This is a genomic window from Orenia metallireducens (assembly GCF_003001995.1).
GTDB classification, from domain to species: Bacteria; Bacillota; Halanaerobiia; order Halobacteroidales; family Halobacteroidaceae; genus Orenia; species Orenia metallireducens_B.
Genome location: NZ_PVNB01000002.1, coordinates 50,125 through 70,068 on the forward strand (window position 1 = coordinate 50,125; position 19,944 = coordinate 70,068).

The following is a 19,944-nucleotide window of genomic DNA, read 5'->3' on the forward strand; positions in this document are numbered from 1 at the left end:
TGGTTAGCTAGTTGGATTTTTCTAATCCCAACCCACCTAACTTCTAAATATCGCTTTTTCTCTAAATTAAATCAAATTTTCTGCTAATAAAAGAGATTAGATTAATATCTTGAATATTAACTGATAATGGTTGTATAATGGGATTAAGTATTTATAGTTAGAGAGGAGTTTTATAATGTCAGAAGATAAGAAAGAGTGGTGGGCTGAAGCTTATGAACAGATGCAAAAGTTGGGATATGACTATCATTATATAGATTTTGCTTCAGCTAAGAAGGAGCTAGAGTTTATTGAGAGAGCATTGGATTTAAAGAAAGGAGATCGAGTGCTAGATTTAGGATGTGGTAATGGACGCCATAGTATTCTATTAGCTGAGTTGGGCTATCAAGTAATAGGAGTTGATTACTCTAAGAGTTTATTGGAGATGGCCAAGAGAGAAGCAGGGAAGAGGGATTTAGATTTAGAACTTCGTTGCCAAGATATGTTGACCCTTGATGAGAGCTCACTTTATGATGGGGTAATTATCTTAGATGGTTCCTTTGGAATATTTACTGATAGTGAGAATGAAGATATAATTAGAAGGGTAGCTAAAGCATTAAAGCTAGGAGGTAAGCTGTTAGTGCAGAGCTATAATCCCTATTATATGGCCTTAAACCAAGGTAGAGAGGCTGAAGTAGAAGGTGATAGTACCTTTATCAGAGAGACCAGCTTTGACATTGAACAGGGAGCGGTAGTCGATAATATCATCGCTCTTGATAATATTACAGGAAAGCATCAACGGATAAACACACGTTATTATCGTGCCTACACCATTCCTGAATTAAAGAAGATAAGTAATAGATATAGTTTAGGAAATTTAAAGGTTTATGGACATGATGATGATTTTTATCCTAAGTTAGAGTTACCCTTTGATGTGCAAGAGGATATGGTAATGTATCTGCTTTTAGAGAAGGTGAATTAGTTAGATATTTGGTTTTATCTATAAAGTATGAGTAAAAATTTTAGAGTAAACAAAAAGGAGAATAGCATGGATAATATAGAGAATTTTAGTAAAGGTGAAGAGATTACAAATGCTATCTTGCATGGGATTGGATTGGGTTTAGCGATTGCAGCTTTAGTTATATTGGTTATTTTCGCTAATGTTTCAGGAAATGTCTGGCATATAGTTAGCTTTAGTATCTATGGTTCCACCTTGATTTTGCTTTATTTATCATCAACTCTATACCATAGCTTTCCTGAGGGTAAAGCTAAGGATATCTTTGAAATCTTTGATCATTCTGCTATATATCTATTGATAGCTGGAACTTATACACCATTGACTTTGATTGCTCTAAAGGGAGCATTAGGTTGGACTATCTTTGGAGTGGTTTGGGCAATTGCGATTATTGGAATTATATTTAAGGTATTCTGGGTTAAGAAATTTGTGGTATTTTCAACAGTTTTATATATAGTGATGGGCTGGATAATTGTTTTTGCAATTAAGCCGTTACTGTTGACGATGACAGCAAGGAGTTTAATATTTTTAGTTGTTGGAGGGGGATTATATACAATTGGGTCTATATTTTATGTTTGGCGTAAGCTCAAATATCATCATGCTATCTGGCATCTATTTGTGTTAGCAGGTAGTATCTGCCACTTCTTTACTATATTATTCTTACTACCTGAATAAAGAAAGGTTAACTCGTTTGTTATGAACAGATATTTATTTTAGATAAAAAGGGAGTGATAAAATGCCAACAGATACTTTCTTTAATCTACCTCAAGAGAAGCAGGATAGAATTATTGCTGTAGCCATAGATGAGTTTGCTAATTATGCTTATCATAATTCTACTATAAATCGGATAGTAGAGAAGGCTGAGATAGCAAAAGGGAGTTTTTATCAGTACTTTAATGGGAAAAAGGATTTATTTAAATATATAATGCTAGATATTATAGGGAAAAGGAAATTAGAATATCTTGATTATATGGTAGAAAATATGGATAAGTTAAATTTTTTTCACCATTTACGTGAGCTTTATTTAGGTGGAGTTAAGTTTGCTAAAGATAATCCTAAGTTACAAGCTATAGCAACTAAATTTATTAAAGATAGTAGTAATGATTTGAAAAAGGAGATTTTAGGTGAGACTGCTGTTGCTGGTAATGATTTTATGAAAGAATTGTTAGTTAAAGGGGTAAAAGAAGCAGAGATTAAACCTGACTTAAATATAGATGTAATAGTATTTATTCTGATCCAATTTAATTTTTCAGCCTTTGAATTTCTATTTAATAAGATTGAAGTTTGGGATGAAGAGCAAATAGTAGCTTTGATTGATGATCTATTGTATATAGTGGAGAATGGGATTAAGAATAAGAACTATTGATTTTGGTTCTTCTATGTCTTTTGTAAAAAACCCTATATTGTAGTAAATTTAATGTAGGTTTACTCCAATGAAGAAATTCTTAAGCAGCAATAGTATTAAGATGATTTCTGTACTCTACAGGAGTCATCTCTTTTCAAAATCTATGCTATCACCACAGGTTAAACCACTCCAAGAGTACTTCCTCAAAATGATTGATGCTTACCATTAGAAATCTCCTAATAATATTCAAATATCAATTCACCTTGTGAATTATAAGGTTGAGTAGTATCACTATCATTATTTCAGATATAAGCTTTGCTCTATTTTCTGTCGGGAATCAGGAATCTGGAAGCAGTATAGTTCACAGGACACCTACCTACCAAAGTAAAAAGTGTCCCAATATCCCTATAAAGTTTCATTTTAAATGCACATACCTATAGAATAGCTAGATTGAAAAATACTATAAAAGATAAATTTTATAAATATTTATAATTATATACATATTATCTTAATATCCTGCAAAACATTTTATTATTTTGCAGGATATTTTAGTATTTTGTTTAATATATAATATTAAGAAAATCAAATGCTAAATAATGCAGTTTTTATGTGATGAATTTAAAAAATGATATAAGTAACACTTTTCTTAAATGATATTCGTAAATTTTTATAGTTATCTCCCAAATAGCAAAGTATTTTATAAAGGTTATATTAAGTTTAATATAATTATAGATGTATAATATTTTCAACCAAATAAAAAGGAGGGGTAAAATGAGAATTAACGCTAAATTATTGTTACTTTTAAGTTTAATTGTTAGTGCTACTTTAGTTGTTGGTTGCTCATCTGAATCATTAGATGAGTTAAGAGAAGATAAAGTAAATTTAACGATTGAAATTGAAGGTGAAGGGAATGTAAAGGATTTTTCACAAGGTGTTCATCAATTGGACAAAGATGCAAAGATAGCTTTGGAGGCTATAGCAGATGAAGGACAAGGATATGAATTCTCTGAATGGAAAGGTGAAGTTACTAATAAGAGTTCTGCTACGACCACAATCTTAATGGATAAAGATAAAATAGTTACAGCTGTATTTGTTAAACACAATGAGGCTATAGTGGAGACAGCAGAAGAATTAAATCAAGCAATAACTAATGAAAGTGTTACAGATATTATCTTAGCTAAAGATATTACTGCTAATGTGTCTGCTACAAGGCTAGTAAATATCAATTTTGCTGGCTATACTATTACAGGTAATATTAGCTTTAATACCAGTGATTCTGGTATCTTAAAGCTTAGTGGAGAGGGTACTATTACAGGTGATTTAATCATTGCGACTCCTAATGCAACAGTCAATAATGATGCTACTATTAATGGAACTACTAACATTGAAGACTCTAGTGTTATTGCTAGCATACAAGGGTTAGTCTCTATTCAAGGAACATCAACTCAATCCTTTAATAATACTGGAGAGTTAGGTGATGTAAATATCAAACTTGCTGGCTATTTTTTTAAGAATCGAGCTGGAAGTAAGGTTGAAAACCTAAATGTTGAAAGTAATAATGTAGTAGTAGAGAATGATGGGAGTGAAGTTACTAACATTAATGTTAAAGGTCAAGGAGCAAGTGTAAGTAATAAAAATGGTAGTAAAGTAGTAGGAAAGATTGAGGTAAGTGGTGATGATGCAGCAGTAGAGAATGATAGCAGTGAGATAGTAGAGATAAGTGTTAATGCTGCTGGGGCAAAGGTAAGTAATAAGAAGACAATCACTAAAAAAATTACTGTAGGTGTAAATGCAGATGGTGCTGAAGTTGATAATGAAGATAGTACAATTGGTGATGCAGATGATGCAGACAGTGGAATTGAGATAAAGGCACCTAATGTAAAATTGAGAAATAAAGCAGGTTCTAAGATAACAGGAAAGATTAATGTAAGTAATAGTGCAATTGGAGCAGAGGTAGAGAATGAAGATAGTCAAGTTAGTGAGGTTAGTGTAGACGCTCTAGGGGCTAAAGTAAGAAATAAAGCAGGAACTACAGTTACAGGAAGGATTAATGTAACTGCTGATAATGCAGAAATAGAGAATGAGGGAACTGTTGAAAACCCAGTTGAAGTTGCTGAGGTTAATGTCAATGCTGCTGGGGTAAAAGTAAGAAATAAAGTAGGTTCTAAAGTTACAGGAAAGATTAGTTTAGGTGATAATGCTTCAAATGCAGAGATTGAAAATAGTGGTGAGGTACAAAACTTAGAATTGTCTGATAATTCTAAAGATTCTGCTACAGTGGTGAATGAAGGTGAAGGTCAAGTAAAGAAAGCTAATGTTGAAATTTATATAGTAGCTATTACAGAATTAGAAGTTATAGTTGAGAAGGGTACAGAAATCAATTTACCTGGAAGTATAACTCCTAAAAAACTTGATACTAATGGTTTAAGTAATGGAAATCCAGTACAAGTTGCTTGGGAAAATGCAGCGGGAACTTCTCTAGGCAATGGAGCAATAAAAGTAATTGCTGATGAAATAGAGGATAGAATTTATATAGGAAAAATTACCCTACCAAATAATAGAGTTGTTAGCATTAAATTTAAAGTAAATATTAAATCTGAAATTCCAGTTGATATTGAACTACAGGATGGACCAGCTCAAGTAACTGGTGTAACTGCTAGTTTAGATACAAATGGGGATGTTAAATTAAATTGGAATTCAGTAGAAGATGCAGCTTATTATTTTGTTTATAGAAGTGAATCAGCTGATATTGATACAGCTCGAAGGATTGCTGATATAGATGATACTATGTATATAGATACTGAAGTAACAAGTGGAAGCTATTACTATTGGATAGAAGCCTACAATGTTCATAGTTTAGCAAGTCAAATGTCAACCAATACTTTTATCGAGGTTAAATAAATTAAAACTAAAAAAGGGGTGAAATAATGATTAAAGCATTAAAAAAATCAGGAGTTCAGTTATTACTTTTGTTAGTAGTAATTACCTCAGTTTTGATGACAGGATGTAGTAGTGAAGGTGATACTCCAGAAGTAGCCAAAGAAGGGTTAGTTAAGATTAACCTTAGTTCTGGAGTTGGTATTCAGAATATTGGTGAAGAGATTAATTTATCTAGTTATAGAATCACCATAATTAAAGATGGCAATGAATTAGCTTCACAAGAATTAGCTTCAATTAATGAAACAGCTAATTTTAAATTAAGAGCAGGAGATTATCAAGTTGTTGCTGAAGCTATTGAAACCATTGATGGTAATGATTATGTAGCATATAAAGGAAGTGAAACATTAAAGGTTTCTAGTGAAGGTGTAACTAGTAAAACTATTACTCTTAAGTTACAAGATGGAGATGTCAAGGTAAATATAAGCATTACTGGAGAATGGGTGCCTTCAAATCAAAGTAAAGTTATTATCAGTTATCCTCGTCGTGATGTTTATGAACAATTTATTGATTTAAGCGAAGGTACAGCGATCGCTAACTTTAAAGGTATTCCAGCAAGAAAATGGGATATAGTTGTACAAGTTGGTGAGGACAGTGTTAAAAAAGAAGGAATCTATATCTTGCCAGACCGTGTTAATATCTTTGGATTTAATGTAAGCCAAACAGAATCTGGAATTTCTATTGATGTAGAGAATGGACCAGCTCAAGTAACTGGATTAACAGCTAGTTTAGATAGTAATGGTGATGTTAAGTTAGTTTGGGATTTAGTCGAAGATGCGGCTTATTACTTCATTTATAGAAGCACTGAGTCAGAAGTAACAACTGCTAAAAGAATTGCTGATACAGAAACTACTGAATATGTTGATACAATATTGGGTGATGGGACTTATTATTACTGGGTAGAAGCTTATAATGCTAATGGATTAGCAAGTAAGATGTCTAGTGCTGTTGAAATATCAGTGACTAAGCCAGAAGCAACATTAGATGATGCTAAAGCCTTTGTAACTAATCTTAGACAGCATGGAGTTAATCTACAACAAGCAGGACAAGCTCAAGCTGAGAAGATAGAAACTAATCTAAAAGCAGATGTAATCCCTTATTTAGTTGCTATGGGGTATAGATTAGAGAGAGTTAAGGATGTACTTAAAGCTCATGGTATTTTAGTGGATCAAAGAAGAGGATATGGTCCTGGGACATATACTGTTGATTTAACTCAATTAGAAGCTTTTGAGGATATATACTGGGGGGAACTAGAAAATTATTTTAACGATTTCAATGATTATTGGGATGAATTCTATGCTAATACATTTTATGATCAGAATAATTGGGTAGAAGGAGAATATGAAGCTTATAAAGATTATTATATTTCTAATTATACTCAATATAATAGCTTTGTTGAATATGTTGAAACTCAAACAGGCTTTATAGCTAACAAAGCACCAGTAACTAATCCACAAGAATTAGCAGAATGGAATTGGGTGATTAATTTTGTTAATAGTGATGAGCAGGTTACAATTACAATGAATAATCTAGAGGATGTTGAAAGTAGAGAGGTAGTAGAGTTAGAGAAATATGACCATTACGAGATTGAAAAATTTGATTTTACAAAAGCAGACTTTACCTACAAGCATACATCAGCCATTGATGAAAATTTTGATTGGTCCTTTGACTTTACTGTTGATGCTGAAGAGACTGAAACTATAGTTGGTATTGATGAGTGGGTAAATGATTACTATTGGGCAAGTGTTTATTATGAGGACCCTGAAACAGGTTATGGAAGTTCATATCAAATCAAAGAGCTTTGGAAAGAGATAGCTCAATCTGGTCCAGGAGATTATGTGATTGATTTAGCTAAGTATGCTAAATATCAAGAAATTAAATATTATCAAGATATAAGTGAAGATGCTTATCCAGGGGATTATATAGAAGATTATTGGCAGTATGAACAAGATTTCTATAATGATACTGTTAAGTATGACCAGTATGCTGGAGATTATGAAGCATATTATTTTGCAGAGCATAGCCAATATGCAAATTTTGCAGACTATGTTATGGACTTAAAAGCACAAATTGAAGAAATAAAAGCTAATATTGTAGTAGCGAGTACTCCAATTATTAATCCTGAAGAATTAGATAAGTGGGAATGGAATATCAGCTTTGTTAATAATAATGAATCATATACTGTGGTTAGAGATAATACAGGTTATGTTCCAGAGTATGGAGAATATGATGAACCTGAGATTATAATTATTGAATCTAAAGAGGGATATGAATATTACACAACGATACCAACTAAGGGAAGCATCAAGGTCTTAGGTACTATGACTGATAGTCAGACTTTAAGTGATGAGAATAATATATTTGCTGAGCTTTATGAAGAGGAAGTTCCAACTGAAATTCCACCTATTGGAACAATTAATTTAGATGCTAGTCTTACTTTAGATTTAAAGCAAGATGATCAAACTCCTAATCAGTTTGTAAGCTATCAAGGTCAATTTGCTTCTGAAGCCTTTAGCTATAATGGAAATGCCAATATTAACTTTATTAATGTACCATCTTATCAGGAGGTGCATGATAGAAAAGGGGTAGGGGTTTTAGTAGATAATATGAACTTTGAAGGTGTGTTAAGCACAGCAGTATTTAAATTAACTGGTTCAACTAAAGCTGATTTTGTTAAGAAAGAGGTTAGATTTGAAGATGGAGAATATCAAATCATATCATTACCTGATATAGTGAATTTTGCTGGAAGTTATGAGGATATCTCAGTTGAAGAAGGATTTAGATTTGATGGTTCTTTAACCTTAGATCTAGATTATAATGATTTCAATATCGATTTAACTGCTTGGGACTTTGAGAATAAATTTAATTACTTGCCAGGAACTGTTACTTTAACTGGTGATTTAGTAAATACAGGATATGAAGATGTTCATTTAATTGTTAAAATTATGCGTGATGGTTATCAACATTTGACTTCTGACTTCAAGTATAGCTTTGGAAGTAAATATATTGCTGGAGTAGCTAAGTATGGAGCAGAAGAGCCTTTCCATTTAGAAGCATATAGCGAGCAAGGATTGAATCTTAACTTTAAGGATTATGCTGATGAGCTTAAGCTAGGAGAAATAAGAAGCAATAAAGGTACACTGTATGGAGAGATAATTTCATCTGATGGATTACCGCAGGTTAACTTTAGTGATGGAGAAATTATTTCATTAGTACCAGAGCAATCAGATTTACAAACACAGTAAACATTTAAAATAAGAGGGTAGTCGAATATTCGGCTACCTTTCTATATATAAACTGAAAAAAATTTCTGTTTATATAGTGTCAGTGTGAGTGGCTTTGTATTAAGGTCTTCTCACACTCACACTAGTCACTCACACTATATAATAAAGGTGATTAAATGAAAAAAATGATTGGATTAATATGTATATTTGTTTTAAGTGGGACTATAAATTTAGAAGCCAAAAATATAAGTATTAATTATAAAAATGAGATATTTTTTAATAATAATCAGTTTTCTTTAATGTCTTTGCTAGAGGAAGAATATTCAGAGTTATCAACAGATATAAGTAAAGATTTTCATGTAGAGTATGATAAGGAAGAGGAGTTTCTTGTAGAATTATTTGGAGGTAAGTTTTTTATAGGTTATATTAAAGAAAATGAACAAAATCTTACATCTAATGATGAAACTCTTAGCTTCTTTATTGAAGACCAGCAAGAAAATGATGGTTATAGTCAGGAACAATATAATATAGAGTTAAAGAGTATAAGTCAGCTTTTAGGAGGAGTCATTATTGGTGGAAAAATTTTATCTAGTGATAAAACTAGTTTGACAATCAATAGTAAAATATTAGAAGGATTAGAATTAATTTGGAGAGATTATACGGGAGAGATTAATGCTAAGCAGGATCAAAAGGATTACTATGCGTCTGGAACTAAGAGGTTTATAAATACTAATCTGAATCAAGAAATGAGTTTAGCTGATAAGTTTGATAGTTCTGGATATAGTTTAGGTGGTAGTTTTAAGTGGGAGATAAAAGATAATTTAGAGTTGAATTTAGTAGCAGAGAATATCTATAGTAAAATAAAGTGGAATAATGTGTATACTGAAAGTCAGTCTTTAAATGAAATTATTATTAAAGAGAATAATGTGAGGGTAAGTAATATTAATTTTCCTTATGATAAAGATGAACGAAGATGGGGGTGTGAAGATTATATTACTGAATTAACTCCTGAATATGATTTGTTCTTAACTAGTCATCGTAGTCAATTAGGGATTTTTTATCGTGAAGAAGTTTATCCTTATTTTAATTATAAATTATTAGTTAAGCCTATTATGATTAAAACTGGATTTTATGGTGAATTTTTATCCTTGGCTTTAGCATATAAAGGATTAAATTTAAACTTAAAGACTAAGAATATAGATTTGTTTTCATCCTCGGGAGTTTTGGTTGACTTAAGTTTTAAAATAGAATTTTGGAATAAAGAAAAGAAATTATAGTAAATGTAACCTATAGATTAGATTTTTTATTTGTCTATATAGAACATGAAAAAGAAGTTTAATAATTTAACTATTTCTGATAAGCCACAGGTTTAAACCTGTGGCTCAATATTATAATAGAACAAATAAAAAATCTTTAATGTCTTATATACTCTATAGGATACATTTTGCTATTGCAAAAGTTTGACAAAAGAGCTTTTTTGGAATATAATGTGACTATGGAGTCATATTATCTGTTTAAAAAATTTTATCTACTATGTGACTATTAAGTCATATAGTAGTCTATTTGGGATAAAGGAGGAGTAAAGATGCCCACAGATACATTTTTTAATCTAGGAGAAGATAAAAGAGAGAGGGTGATTAAAGCTGCTATTGATGAATTTGCCAAATATCCTTATCATAAGTCAAGTATTAATCGTATAGTAAAGAAGGCAGATATAGCCAAAGGTAGTTTTTATCAATATTTTGCTGACAAATCAGATATATTCAAATATATAATAGATTTATTAATGGAAAAGGAGTTTGCTTATTCAGAAGAGATTATGAATAATTTTAAAGCATTGAATTTTTTTGATACATTGAAGATAATCTGTATAAAGTTGATTGATTATTATAAAGAAAATTTAAAATTAGTCGATGTCTGGGTTAATTTTTTGAAGATGGATGACAATGATTTTAAGGGGAAGATATTACAGGGTATAATTGAACAGAGTGATAGCTTCTTTAAGGAACTATTGTTTGAAGGTGTGCAAAGAGGTGAGATAGACAATAAAATTGATTTAGATTTAACTGCGCATCTGCTAACTGGTCTGATTATGGGAATGCTTGATAAAGTATCAAATAATTACAAAGAAGAAGGAGATATTGAAAAATTTTTTGATAAGATTGATGAAATATTAGAAATAATTGAGAATGGAATTAAGAACTAAGATTGAGTTTAAGTCTAAGTAAAGAAGATTTAAATTTTGACTTAGCCTTAAACTCAATCTCAATAAGAAGGAGGAGTAAATTATGTCCTTATTAAAGCTACAAGGTGTAAAAAAGATTTATCAGCAGGGGAGGGTTGAAGTAGAGGCTTTACGAGGAATAGATTTAGAGATTGAAGCAGGAGAGTTTACCTCTATTGGAGGACCCTCAGGTTCAGGAAAGACAACCCTATTAAATATGATAGGTTGTTTGCATAGACCAACTATAGGGCAGATTATCTTTGATGGAGATGAGATTGAAAAATTACCTAAAGAAGAATTAGCGATGTTAAGAAGGCATAATCTTGGTTTTATCTTTCAAGACTATAACTTGATTCCTGTATTAACAGTTTATGAAAATGTTGAATTGGCTCTAAGATTATTAGGTGATGTGGAGAAGAAAGAGATTAAAGAAAGAGTGGTAAATATTCTAAAATCAGTTGGTTTAGGAGACTATATTAATCGTAAGCCCAATGAATTATCAGGAGGGCAGAAGCAAAGGGTTTCTATTGCTAGGGCTTTAGTAAAAGAGCCTAAGTTAGTATTAGCTGATGAGCCAACAGCTAATCTGGATTCTAAAACCAGTGAGGATGTATTAGAAGTAATGCTAGAGATGAATCAAAAACTAACTACTACCTTTATCTTCTCTACCCATGACCCACAGGTGATGGAATATGCTAAAAGATTATTGACTTTAAAGGATGGGAAAATTATTGAAGATAGAAAGAACAGTTGATAGTTGTTAGCTAAAAGGCAAAAGAATAAAGAGCGATAAATAATGAATTCTAAGTTAGGAGTTAATAGCTAATTATTTTTGAACTTAACTATCAACTGTACACTGTAAACTGAATTTACGGAGGTGGAAGAATGTTTTTAGCTAAGTTGGCTTTGAAAAATTTAACTAGGCATAAGCGGAGGGTATTGATTACTGCTTCTATCATTGCTTTGGGGATGGCTATGTTTTTAATTTATGATTCAATTCAAACTGGATTAAATGAATTATCCTTTGCTAACATTATAAATTTAGAAACTGGCCATATTCAAGTAGTTGATAAAGAATATTGGGAGCAACGTGAAAAGCTACCCTTAAAAAATTTAATAGCTCAGTCAGAAAATCTAAGCTCTGTAATTAAAGAGATTCCCTATTTTAAAGCAGCTACACCCCAATTAAAATTTTCTGCCAATTTAAATAATGGGATTGATCAATTACCAGTGCTTGCTTGTGGGATAGATAGTATGACTTACAGTCAGGTATTTACCACTAAAGATTATATAATCGAGGGTTCTATGTTTAATCAAGGGAAGCAAGAAACGATTTTAGGAAAGAAGTTAGCTAATTTAATGGACCTTAAGGTAGGCGACTATCTAACCTTAATCTTTAAGACCAAGACCAATACCTTTAATACTATTGACCTTAAGATAACAGGATTATTACAGACCAATAATCCTAAAATCAATGAGAATTTAGTCTATCTACCTTTAAGCCTTGCTCAACAATCCTTAAATTTAGAAGGTAAGATAACTGGAATGACAATTAGATTAAAGGAGGATGGAGTAGCCCAGCAGGTAAGTGAAGATTTGAATCAGAGCTTAGCGTCTCTAGATAATAAGTTAGCTGCTCATTCTTGGCGTGCTTCTGCTGGAGAAGTAATTGCAATGAGCAAAGCAGAAACAGCAGAAAAATTAACTATTATGTCCTTAATCTTATTAATGGCTGCTGTAGGAATTGTGAACACTATCATTTTATCCTCTTTGGAAAGAACTAAAGAGATAGGAATGATGAAGGCTTTAGGTTTAAAGGAAAACGAGATTATCTTTATCTTTATGGTCGAAGCTATGGGAATAGGTTTAATTGGTGCAATCCTTGGTTCCTTACTAGGAAGTCTAGTTATTTTATACTTTAATCTTTATGGAATTAATTTGACAGCTTTGCTAGGTGGTGTAGGAGATTGGGGACTACCAGTTATGGGGCGTTTATATGGTTATTGGAATTTAAGTGCCTTTATCTTTGTAATTGCATTTGGGGTAATTATTTCATTATTATCCAGTATTCTGCCAGCTCGTTGGGTAGCGCGTAAAGACCCAATAGAAGCAATGTATGGTATTCATAATTAAGGGGGTGAAATAAATGAGTTATTTGATTGATTTAGCAACTAAAAATTTATTTCGTAATAAATTAAGAAGTTTCATCTCAATTTTGGCAATTGCTCTGTCAGTAGCCTTGGTTGTCTTTGTTAAGGGGTTGGTAGGGGCTTTTATAGATAATATGTATTCCTTGCATATCCAATATCAAGCAGGAGATATCAAGATTATCGACCAAGAATATCAGAAAAAGGAACGCTTACTCTCTTTAAATTATCCAGTGGATGGATTCAATGGTGGTGGAATTAAAGCGATGGAGGGTGAGTTAAAGAGGATTAAGGGAATAAAGAGGGTAATCCCTCGTATCAAATTTGGAGCAGCAATCAGTACAGAGGATGAGATGATAAGAATGATGGGCTGGGGTGTTGAAGCAAGTAAGGAGCTAGAATTCACTAATATCAAAGATAAATTAGTAGAAGGTAGGATGGTAAGAAGAGGGCAACGCGAAGTTGTTATGGGAGCAGATTTATTAAAGAAAATCGGCTTAAAGGTAGGAGATAAGACCACTATCTTGTATCAAACCTCCTTTGCTTCTTTTAAAGGGTCAACCTTTAAGATAGTAGGTAAGATAAAAAGTGGGTTAAAATTATTAGATGAAGAGTTATTTTATCTTCCTTTAGATCAGGCACAGAAAATATTGGAGATGCCTGATATGGCAACAGATTTATTATTAGAAACAGATAATTATAGAGATTTGGAAGGTGTTTTAGCAAAGGTAGAGCAACTATTTAAAGATAAATCTGCTGATCAAAGATATTCTATTATACCCTGGGATAAAGGATATAGTATGATTGGTATGTTAAAGGTTGGAGAAAAAATTTATAATGGAATCTATATTTTTTTAGTTATACTAGGGGCCTTTGTAGTAATTAATACTATGATAATGATTGTTAAGGAACGTACTAAAGAGGTAGGAATGATGACTGCTTTAGGTGTGAAAAGTAAGGAGATACTTTCTATGTTCATCATAGAAGGGATTATAATGGGTATGGTAGGTAGCTTTTTAGGAGTAATTGTTGGAGCACTAATTACTAAGCTTACTGCGATTACAGGTATTATAGATTATAGTAAGGCAATGAAAGGGGTCAGTGGGAATATATTGATGAATCCAATTATCAGACCTGAAGTTGATCTTAGTAATCTTCTTTATGCTTTTATCCTAGGTGTGGTAGTTACAGCAATAACTGCTATTATCCCAGCACGTAAAGCAGCTAAGCTAGATCCAACTGAAGCACTAAGAAGTAATTAAGAATGTAAAGATTACCTAAAGGTTATTCTTCTTTTATCTTTAAACTTTAATTAAAAAGGAGGCTGTGATATATGAGTAGATTTAAGATTTTATTAGTAACTCTTTTAACCAGCTTGGTTCTTCTCTCTAATTTAGCTTTTGCCATGACAGCAGAAGAAATCATGAATCAGGTAGATGAATATCATCATTTAAAGTCAGCAAAGGTTGAATCTGAGATGATTATTACTAAAGGAAATAGAAAGCTGGTTAAGAAGATGAGCAGTTTGATTAAAGGTTCTAAACTTGGAATGACGGAATTTACCAATCCCCGAGATAGAGGAAGTAAGTTCTTAAAGCGTGGAGATGACCTGTGGATGTTCTTTCCTGATGCAGAGGATATAGTTAAGATTTCTGGACATATGTTAGAGCAAGGGATGATGGGCAGTGACTTCTCTTATAAGGATATGATGGAATCCGCTAAATTAACTGATCTATATGATTTTAAAATTTTAGGTGAAAAAGAGTATCAAGGGCGTTCCTGTTATCTAATAGAAGGAATCAAGAAGGAGGGAAAAGATGCCTCCTATTATCGACGGGTTGATTGGGTTGATAAAGAGCGTTATGTCCCTTTAAAGGAAGAGCTCTATGCCCAAAGTGGGAGATTATTAAAGATAATGGAGACTAAAAAAGTAGATAAAATTGATGGACGCTGGTTTGCAACTCATCAAGTTATAGATAATAAGCTAAAACGGGGAACTGAGACTGAGTATAGAGTTAATTCGATTGAATTTGATGCTGATATTCCGGATAATAGCTTTAGTTTACGGAATTTACGAAGATAAAGGAATAAGTAATTGTGAGTTTAGGAGCGAATTATTTTAAAGTTAAACTTAATGGGTATAATGCGATACTTTTTTAATTCAGTTTATAGTTAGTAGAGTATAGATAATAGTCAACTTCAAACCCAAGAGTACTTCCTCAAGGATTATCATCCCTTCAGGACACTGTGGCGGATTAATCACGAAAAGTCTGTAAGACTTGAAGGAAGAGAATAAATAATTATATTTCACAAAAGACTTTAACTATACTCTATACTTTATTCTCTATCTCTGACACGAAGTGTCGTATTATCATTATATTGTCCCATTCTAGAGTTACAAAACTGCAATTGATAATTTCCAAGATTATTGGTTGAAGCTGGGAGGTGTGATAGTGAAATTAAAGTTAAACTTGATGCTATTATCTTTCTTATTAATCTACTCTGTACCTGCTCTAGCAGAGGTAAGTGTAGGGGGCAAGGTAGAGGCTAATATCAATACAGTCTTTAGTGATGATGGAGATCTAAAGACTTTTCAGGAGGAAAAGCTCAATTTAGAATTGTTTTTACCTGTCAAAGGTGATACCGAAGCAAATTTTGAGATTGATCTATCTAATCAAAGTGATGGAGGAGTTAAAACTCGATTAAAAAAATTATATTTAGAGAATCATTTTAGTAATTTTGATTTATCTCTAGGGCGTCAACCAATTTCTTGGAGCTTTGGTTCCCTATTAAACCCTGTTGACTTTAGCTTGGGAGCAGAGGCGATGGATGAAGATACAAGTGCTAAGAATGTTGATGCAGCAGAGTTATATTACCCTTTTAATTGGAATACTAGTTTCACAAGTGTTGTGGGTATCCCTAATACAGGTAAAACTAAAGTTGGAGTTAGAGGAAGAACTTATTATAAGGGATATGATTTGAGTTTAAACTATGTCAATGATGCTACTGATAAAGATATGAGTAGAGTAGGTATTAGTGCTAAAGGGGATATTGCTTCAGTTGGTGCTTATGGGGCAGTAGGGTATTATTTTGAGCAAAAAGCTCCAACTTATTTAATCGGTATCGATTATAGTTTCTTTCTTAATGATGTGAATAAAATTACGGTGCAAGCAGAGTACTTACATGATCAAGCTGATTTTTTGGAATCGGTATTAGGGGAAATGTTGAGTTTGGATGGAGCAAGTATAGCAAATTTACAAGTACCGAGGGATTTATTAGCTATTATGTCTAAATATGATATTGATGATTTTTCTAGTATTAAGGCCTTTGTAGTAACCAGTCCTCTAGATGATGTTAGTACTTTACTAGGTGGAGAGTATCACAGTCAATTAAATAGTAATTTAGACTTTAAAGTAACTCTGTCTACTTTAACAAGCAAGAATAAAGTATGGAATATAGATAAATCTGATTTATATAAGGGGCAGCTAGGGGTTAGTTTTGAGTATTCCTTTTAAATAAAATAGAGAGCAACTGCAGTTGCTCTCTATCTCTATTCAAACAATTCATCTACCAGCTCATCAATCTCCTTCTTTAAATCCTTTTTAGCTTCTTTATCAATTATAATTTCAAGTACATCGCCCTCTTTAGCAGTTTTGAGTAGAGCTTCTTGTGGTAAGTTAAAAGTTTTAGTTCCCATTTCAATTACAGCATAATCACCTTCAAAACGGTCAATTATTAGCATTAAGCACCTCCTAATAATACTCTGCTATCAAGTTCCCTTTTAAATCATAAAGCTGAGCAGCATCTCCGTTGTTATTCCAAATATAGCTTTTAGTCCATATAATCTGTCCTTTACCTTTGCTAGCATTTCTTCCACTTACTACTTTTAAAGATTCCCCTGCTTTAACAATAGTTCCTTGAGGAAAGATAAATTCCTGCTTTCCCCTTAAACTAAGTAACTTCCATTTGGATATATTGATATCTTTACTTCCACTATTGGTGATAAGTACAATTTCATTTTTTAGGTCTAAATTACTTATTCACTACTTTACAACTTTAATTAAGCAATATTTCTTTTATTAATAAAGTAGTATAAACTACTCTTTAAAATCGAATATATTTTTGTACTTTCGAGCTTAGATACGAAACTGTCTAAAATTAATTCTTCCCTAATATAAAGGGCTAACCGTGATTTTATTTCTTGTACACTTGAAGATTTTAATTCGCTAAATTCTTTTGCCAAAAGGGTAGAATTTTAGTAAAAGTATAGACTAATTCTAAAAGATTAATATAAGTTTCTATACCTTGGAAGTTGTATAAATTGAAGTAAAGCTTTCTTCAACGATTTGTGTTACTTTTTCATTATATCCTCTTTGTGTTGATGAAAAGATAAAAGTGGATAAAATTAATTATTATGTAATTATTTGCGAAATTTTTACTTGTTTATAGTATCTATAATTATATTGGCTTTTTTGTATAAAATAAAGTTATTATAGTATTTGTTTGAAAATTATCTTTTTTTATATTATAATGGTAAATAAGGAACTTATAACATTTTAATAAGAATTGTAATGAATACCCTAATGTTTTTAGTTATTAGCAGAGCATTTAAGTGTTCATTTAATATATTTAGCTAAAATATGATTTATATAGTATTTAAAGTAATATAATTTTTCAGAAAAGAAAAATAGTAAAGAAATTAAATATAGAAGAAATTGATGTTATTATCGAAAATAAATACATTTAGGGAAAATTGAGGTTTGCATAATTTATAAATAAATTATGCATTAATTTTAAAGCTAGAATATTGAAATTATTATTTTAAGAAATCACTACTATATTGAAATAAGATAACAAATTAGTTTTCAAAATAAAATTAACGAAGGAGTGTTTAAAGTGAAAAAGCTAATTATATTGACTATTGTATTATGTTTTGTTTTTAGTATTTCTATTGATAGTTATGCGATTTTATTTGAAGAACAACTAGAAGAGGTAATTCCAGAAGCAATGAATTTAGGCGAAAAATATCAAAATGATAGTTATTGGAACCTAATAGGTAAAACAGGTCATTTTTTTAGTAAGACAATTACAACTAATAATAACTCAATCGATGGATATGTAGGTTTTAATACAAATTATTTATATTTGATTCTAGAGTCTCAGCAAGCTAGTAAACAAGGATTCAATTTATCTCAGGCAACAAAAGAAAAATATATAAATAGTGATGAGTTTTCAATTAGTGTTAATTTACAAACTGAAGATTTTAAAGCAGAAGAACTTAAGCCAGAACTTTTCAATGTAAAGATAGAAGTGTATGATGGTGATGAGTATGTGAATGCAAAAAGTCCTACTCAAATTTTCCGAAAAGATGTAGGGTCTAATAGTAATCTTGCATGGCTATCAGGACAATTTATATTTAAGGACTATCAATTTATGATGTCTTTATCTGATGATAGAAAATATGGAGAGTTAGATAAAAAAATTAAATTAGTAGTAGAGAGTCAATTTGGAAAACATGTTTTTGATATTAATTTAGGAGATATTAAGTAATGATTTAGTATAAGTACAACTTAATATCTGGATTAAATTTTAATTTTTAAATAAAATTTAGAAATATAAAGATAGGGAGCAATTAATTGCTCCCTATCTTTATTCAAACAATTCATCTACCAGCTCATCAATCTCCTTCTTTAAATCCTCTTTAGCTTCTTTATCAATTATAATTTCAATTACATCGCCCTCTTTAGCAGTTTTGGGTAGAGCTTCTTGTGGTAAGTTAAAAGTTTTAGTTCCCATTTCAATTACAGCATAATCACCTTCAAAACGGTCAATTATTAGCATTAAGCACCTCCTAATAATACTCTGCTATCAAGTTCCCTTTTAAATCATAAAGCTGAGCAGCATCTCCGTTGTTATTCCAAATATAGCTTTTAGTCCATATAATCTGTCCTTTACCTTTACTAGCATTTCTACCACTTACTACTTTTAAAGATTCTCCTGCTTTGATAATAGTTCCTTGAGGAAAGATAAATTCTTGTTTTCCTCTTAAACTAAGTAACTTCCAGTTGGAGATGTTGATATCTTCACTACCATTATTAGTGATAAGTACAATCTCATCCTTTAGGTTTAGGTTACTTATTGTAAGTGGGAGTTTATTATTTGAGATTTTTGTAGTGGATATAAAGGGTGCTTTGTGATTAAAGGTAATCTTTTGTCCATCACTAATAGCAATAATTGTTCCTAACTGGTCTGTTCTGTATACCTCTACACCTGTTCTATTTAGCTTTTCTAGAGTAAATTTAGTGGGGTGACCATATTTATTGTCTTTGCCAACACTTATAACTCCATATTGAGGGTTAACCTTCTCTAAGAAGGCTAAGGTAGTAGAAGAGCTACTTCCATGGTGCCCTATCTTTAATAGATCAGCAGCTAAATCAATCTTACTTGTTACTAACTCTTCTTCAACTTCGGCTTCAGCATCACCTGTAAAGAGAAAGGAGGTATCATTAAAATTAATTTTAACTATGGCAGAATAGTTATTTAACTCTTTATAATCCTCTTTGACTGGTCCAATGATTCTTACCTGTACATCTCCTTTATCAATTAAAGATACTCCTGCTTTAGCAATAGAAATCTTTAGTCCTTTTTCTTTGATAGCAATTAATAAATCTCTAAAGGTCTGAGAAGTATGACTGATTTTAGGCATATAAACTTTATTTACTTTAAAATTATTAATTATATTATCTAACCCACCAATATGGTCTTCATGGGGATGGGTGGCTACTAGATAATCTAGTTTATTAATCTTGAGCTTTGTTAAGTACTTTACTATTAAATCGCCATCTTCATTGTTTCCTCCATCTATAAGCATCTTCTCCTTATTAGGTAGCTGAATCAAGATCGAATCTGCTTGTCCTACATCGATGAAATCTATCCTTAATGATTCTGCTGCTAGAGCCATTGTATTTAAGCTAAATATAAGAGTGATTAAGATAATTAGAATAATTGTTAAATACTTGGTTCTCATCTGTATCTGCCTCCTTGTTAAGTTAATTAGTTAATCTATTTTAGTTAGA

General features: G+C 31.5%; 17 protein-coding genes. 13 read left to right on the top strand and 4 right to left on the bottom strand.

Annotated elements, in window-relative coordinates; genetic code table 11:
* The first annotated feature begins 175 nt into the window (after window positions 1-175).
* The 12 genes from BX659_RS01770 to BX659_RS01825 all read left to right on the top strand — a co-directional run bounded on the left by BX659_RS01770 (window position 176) and on the right by BX659_RS01825 (window position 16,383).
* Window positions 176-958 carry a class I SAM-dependent methyltransferase gene (locus tag BX659_RS01770; protein ID WP_097016109.1) on the top strand — a complete coding sequence of 261 codons (783 nt, stop codon included), beginning with the start codon at window positions 176-178 and terminating at the stop codon, window positions 956-958.
* Window positions 959-1,024: 66 nt separating this feature from the next.
* A complete protein-coding gene (trhA, locus tag BX659_RS01775; RefSeq protein ID WP_106231560.1) occupies window positions 1,025-1,666 on the top strand; it encodes a PAQR family membrane homeostasis protein TrhA in 642 nt (213 codons plus the stop codon).
* Between the two features lie 61 nt (window positions 1,667-1,727).
* Window positions 1,728-2,357, top strand: coding sequence for a TetR/AcrR family transcriptional regulator (locus BX659_RS01780; RefSeq protein ID WP_097016111.1), 630 nt, complete (start codon window positions 1,728-1,730; stop codon window positions 2,355-2,357).
* Window positions 2,358-3,107: 750 nt separating this feature from the next.
* Window positions 3,108-5,237, top strand: a complete 2,130-nt coding sequence (locus tag BX659_RS01785; RefSeq protein WP_097016112.1) for an InlB B-repeat-containing protein — start codon at window positions 3,108-3,110, stop codon at window positions 5,235-5,237.
* Window positions 5,238-5,263: 26 nt separating this feature from the next.
* On the top strand, window positions 5,264-8,518 hold the full coding sequence (locus tag BX659_RS01790; protein ID WP_097016113.1) for a hypothetical protein: 3,255 nt from the start codon (window positions 5,264-5,266) through the stop codon (window positions 8,516-8,518).
* Between the two features lie 155 nt (window positions 8,519-8,673).
* Window positions 8,674-9,774, top strand: a complete 1,101-nt coding sequence (locus BX659_RS01795) for a hypothetical protein (protein ID WP_097016114.1) — start codon at window positions 8,674-8,676, stop codon at window positions 9,772-9,774.
* 308 nt (window positions 9,775-10,082) lie between these two features.
* On the top strand, window positions 10,083-10,703 hold the full coding sequence (locus BX659_RS01800) for a TetR/AcrR family transcriptional regulator (protein ID WP_097016115.1): 621 nt from the start codon (window positions 10,083-10,085) through the stop codon (window positions 10,701-10,703).
* A gap of 82 nt (window positions 10,704-10,785) precedes the next feature.
* Window positions 10,786-11,475, top strand: coding sequence for an ABC transporter ATP-binding protein (locus tag BX659_RS01805; protein WP_097016116.1), 690 nt, complete (start codon window positions 10,786-10,788; stop codon window positions 11,473-11,475).
* Window positions 11,476-11,606: 131 nt separating this feature from the next.
* On the top strand, window positions 11,607-12,854 hold the full coding sequence (locus tag BX659_RS01810) for an ABC transporter permease (RefSeq protein ID WP_097016117.1): 1,248 nt from the start codon (window positions 11,607-11,609) through the stop codon (window positions 12,852-12,854).
* Window positions 12,855-12,867: 13 nt separating this feature from the next.
* The gene (locus BX659_RS01815) at window positions 12,868-14,130 is read left to right on the top strand and encodes an ABC transporter permease (protein ID WP_097016118.1); all 1,263 of its coding nucleotides are present in this window, start codon (window positions 12,868-12,870) and stop codon (window positions 14,128-14,130) included.
* Window positions 14,131-14,201: 71 nt separating this feature from the next.
* Window positions 14,202-14,951, top strand: a complete 750-nt coding sequence (locus tag BX659_RS01820; protein ID WP_097016119.1) for an outer membrane lipoprotein-sorting protein — start codon at window positions 14,202-14,204, stop codon at window positions 14,949-14,951.
* Between the two features lie 370 nt (window positions 14,952-15,321).
* Complete coding sequence (locus BX659_RS01825; protein WP_097016120.1) at window positions 15,322-16,383, top strand: hypothetical protein; 1,062 nt, start codon at window positions 15,322-15,324, stop codon at window positions 16,381-16,383.
* Between the two features lie 35 nt (window positions 16,384-16,418).
* Here the strand turns inward: BX659_RS01825 and BX659_RS01830 are convergent, their stop codons facing one another.
* Window positions 16,419-16,610, bottom strand: a complete 192-nt coding sequence (locus BX659_RS01830; protein ID WP_097016121.1) for a DUF3006 domain-containing protein — start codon at window positions 16,608-16,610, stop codon at window positions 16,419-16,421.
* A 10-nt stretch (window positions 16,611-16,620) separates the two neighbouring features.
* On the bottom strand, window positions 16,621-16,908 hold the full coding sequence (locus BX659_RS19630; RefSeq protein WP_097016280.1) for a lamin tail domain-containing protein: 288 nt from the start codon (window positions 16,906-16,908) through the stop codon (window positions 16,621-16,623).
* A gap of 856 nt (window positions 16,909-17,764) precedes the next feature.
* On the opposite strand from BX659_RS19630, the gene BX659_RS01840 reads away from it, so the two are divergent.
* Window positions 17,765-18,418: a hypothetical protein gene (locus tag BX659_RS01840; RefSeq protein WP_097016122.1), complete on the top strand. Its 654-nt coding sequence runs from the start codon at window positions 17,765-17,767 to the stop codon at window positions 18,416-18,418.
* Between the two features lie 99 nt (window positions 18,419-18,517).
* Here BX659_RS01840 and BX659_RS01845 read toward each other — a convergent pair whose 3' ends face one another.
* Both BX659_RS01845 and BX659_RS01850 read right to left on the bottom strand, forming a co-directional pair.
* A complete protein-coding gene (locus BX659_RS01845; RefSeq protein WP_097016123.1) occupies window positions 18,518-18,709 on the bottom strand; it encodes a DUF3006 domain-containing protein in 192 nt (63 codons plus the stop codon).
* Between the two features lie 10 nt (window positions 18,710-18,719).
* Window positions 18,720-19,895 carry an MBL fold metallo-hydrolase gene (locus BX659_RS01850; protein WP_097016124.1) on the bottom strand — a complete coding sequence of 392 codons (1,176 nt, stop codon included), beginning with the start codon at window positions 19,893-19,895 and terminating at the stop codon, window positions 18,720-18,722.
* Window positions 19,896-19,944: the final 49 nt, after the last annotated feature.

What these genes read in the sequence shown, in the direction of transcription:
- BX659_RS01770 (WP_097016109.1), top strand. Translation starts at nt 176, where the DNA reads ATGTCAGAAGATAAGAAAGAGTGGTGGGCTGAAGCTTATGAACAGATG.
- trhA (WP_106231560.1), top strand. Translation starts at nt 1,025, where the DNA reads ATGGATAATATAGAGAATTTTAGTAAAGGTGAAGAGATTACAAATGCT.
- BX659_RS01780 (WP_097016111.1), top strand. Translation starts at nt 1,728, where the DNA reads ATGCCAACAGATACTTTCTTTAATCTACCTCAAGAGAAGCAGGATAGA.
- BX659_RS01785 (WP_097016112.1), top strand. Translation starts at nt 3,108, where the DNA reads ATGAGAATTAACGCTAAATTATTGTTACTTTTAAGTTTAATTGTTAGT.
- BX659_RS01790 (WP_097016113.1), top strand. Translation starts at nt 5,264, where the DNA reads ATGATTAAAGCATTAAAAAAATCAGGAGTTCAGTTATTACTTTTGTTA.
- BX659_RS01795 (WP_097016114.1), top strand. Translation starts at nt 8,674, where the DNA reads ATGAAAAAAATGATTGGATTAATATGTATATTTGTTTTAAGTGGGACT.
- BX659_RS01800 (WP_097016115.1), top strand. Translation starts at nt 10,083, where the DNA reads ATGCCCACAGATACATTTTTTAATCTAGGAGAAGATAAAAGAGAGAGG.
- BX659_RS01805 (WP_097016116.1), top strand. Translation starts at nt 10,786, where the DNA reads ATGTCCTTATTAAAGCTACAAGGTGTAAAAAAGATTTATCAGCAGGGG.
- BX659_RS01810 (WP_097016117.1), top strand. Translation starts at nt 11,607, where the DNA reads ATGTTTTTAGCTAAGTTGGCTTTGAAAAATTTAACTAGGCATAAGCGG.
- BX659_RS01815 (WP_097016118.1), top strand. Translation starts at nt 12,868, where the DNA reads ATGAGTTATTTGATTGATTTAGCAACTAAAAATTTATTTCGTAATAAA.
- BX659_RS01820 (WP_097016119.1), top strand. Translation starts at nt 14,202, where the DNA reads ATGAGTAGATTTAAGATTTTATTAGTAACTCTTTTAACCAGCTTGGTT.
- BX659_RS01830 (WP_097016121.1), bottom strand. Translation starts at nt 16,610, where the DNA reads ATGCTAATAATTGACCGTTTTGAAGGTGATTATGCTGTAATTGAAATG.
- BX659_RS01845 (WP_097016123.1), bottom strand. Translation starts at nt 18,709, where the DNA reads ATGCTAATAATTGACCGTTTTGAAGGTGATTATGCTGTAATTGAAATG.
- BX659_RS01850 (WP_097016124.1), bottom strand. Translation starts at nt 19,895, where the DNA reads ATGAGAACCAAGTATTTAACAATTATTCTAATTATCTTAATCACTCTT.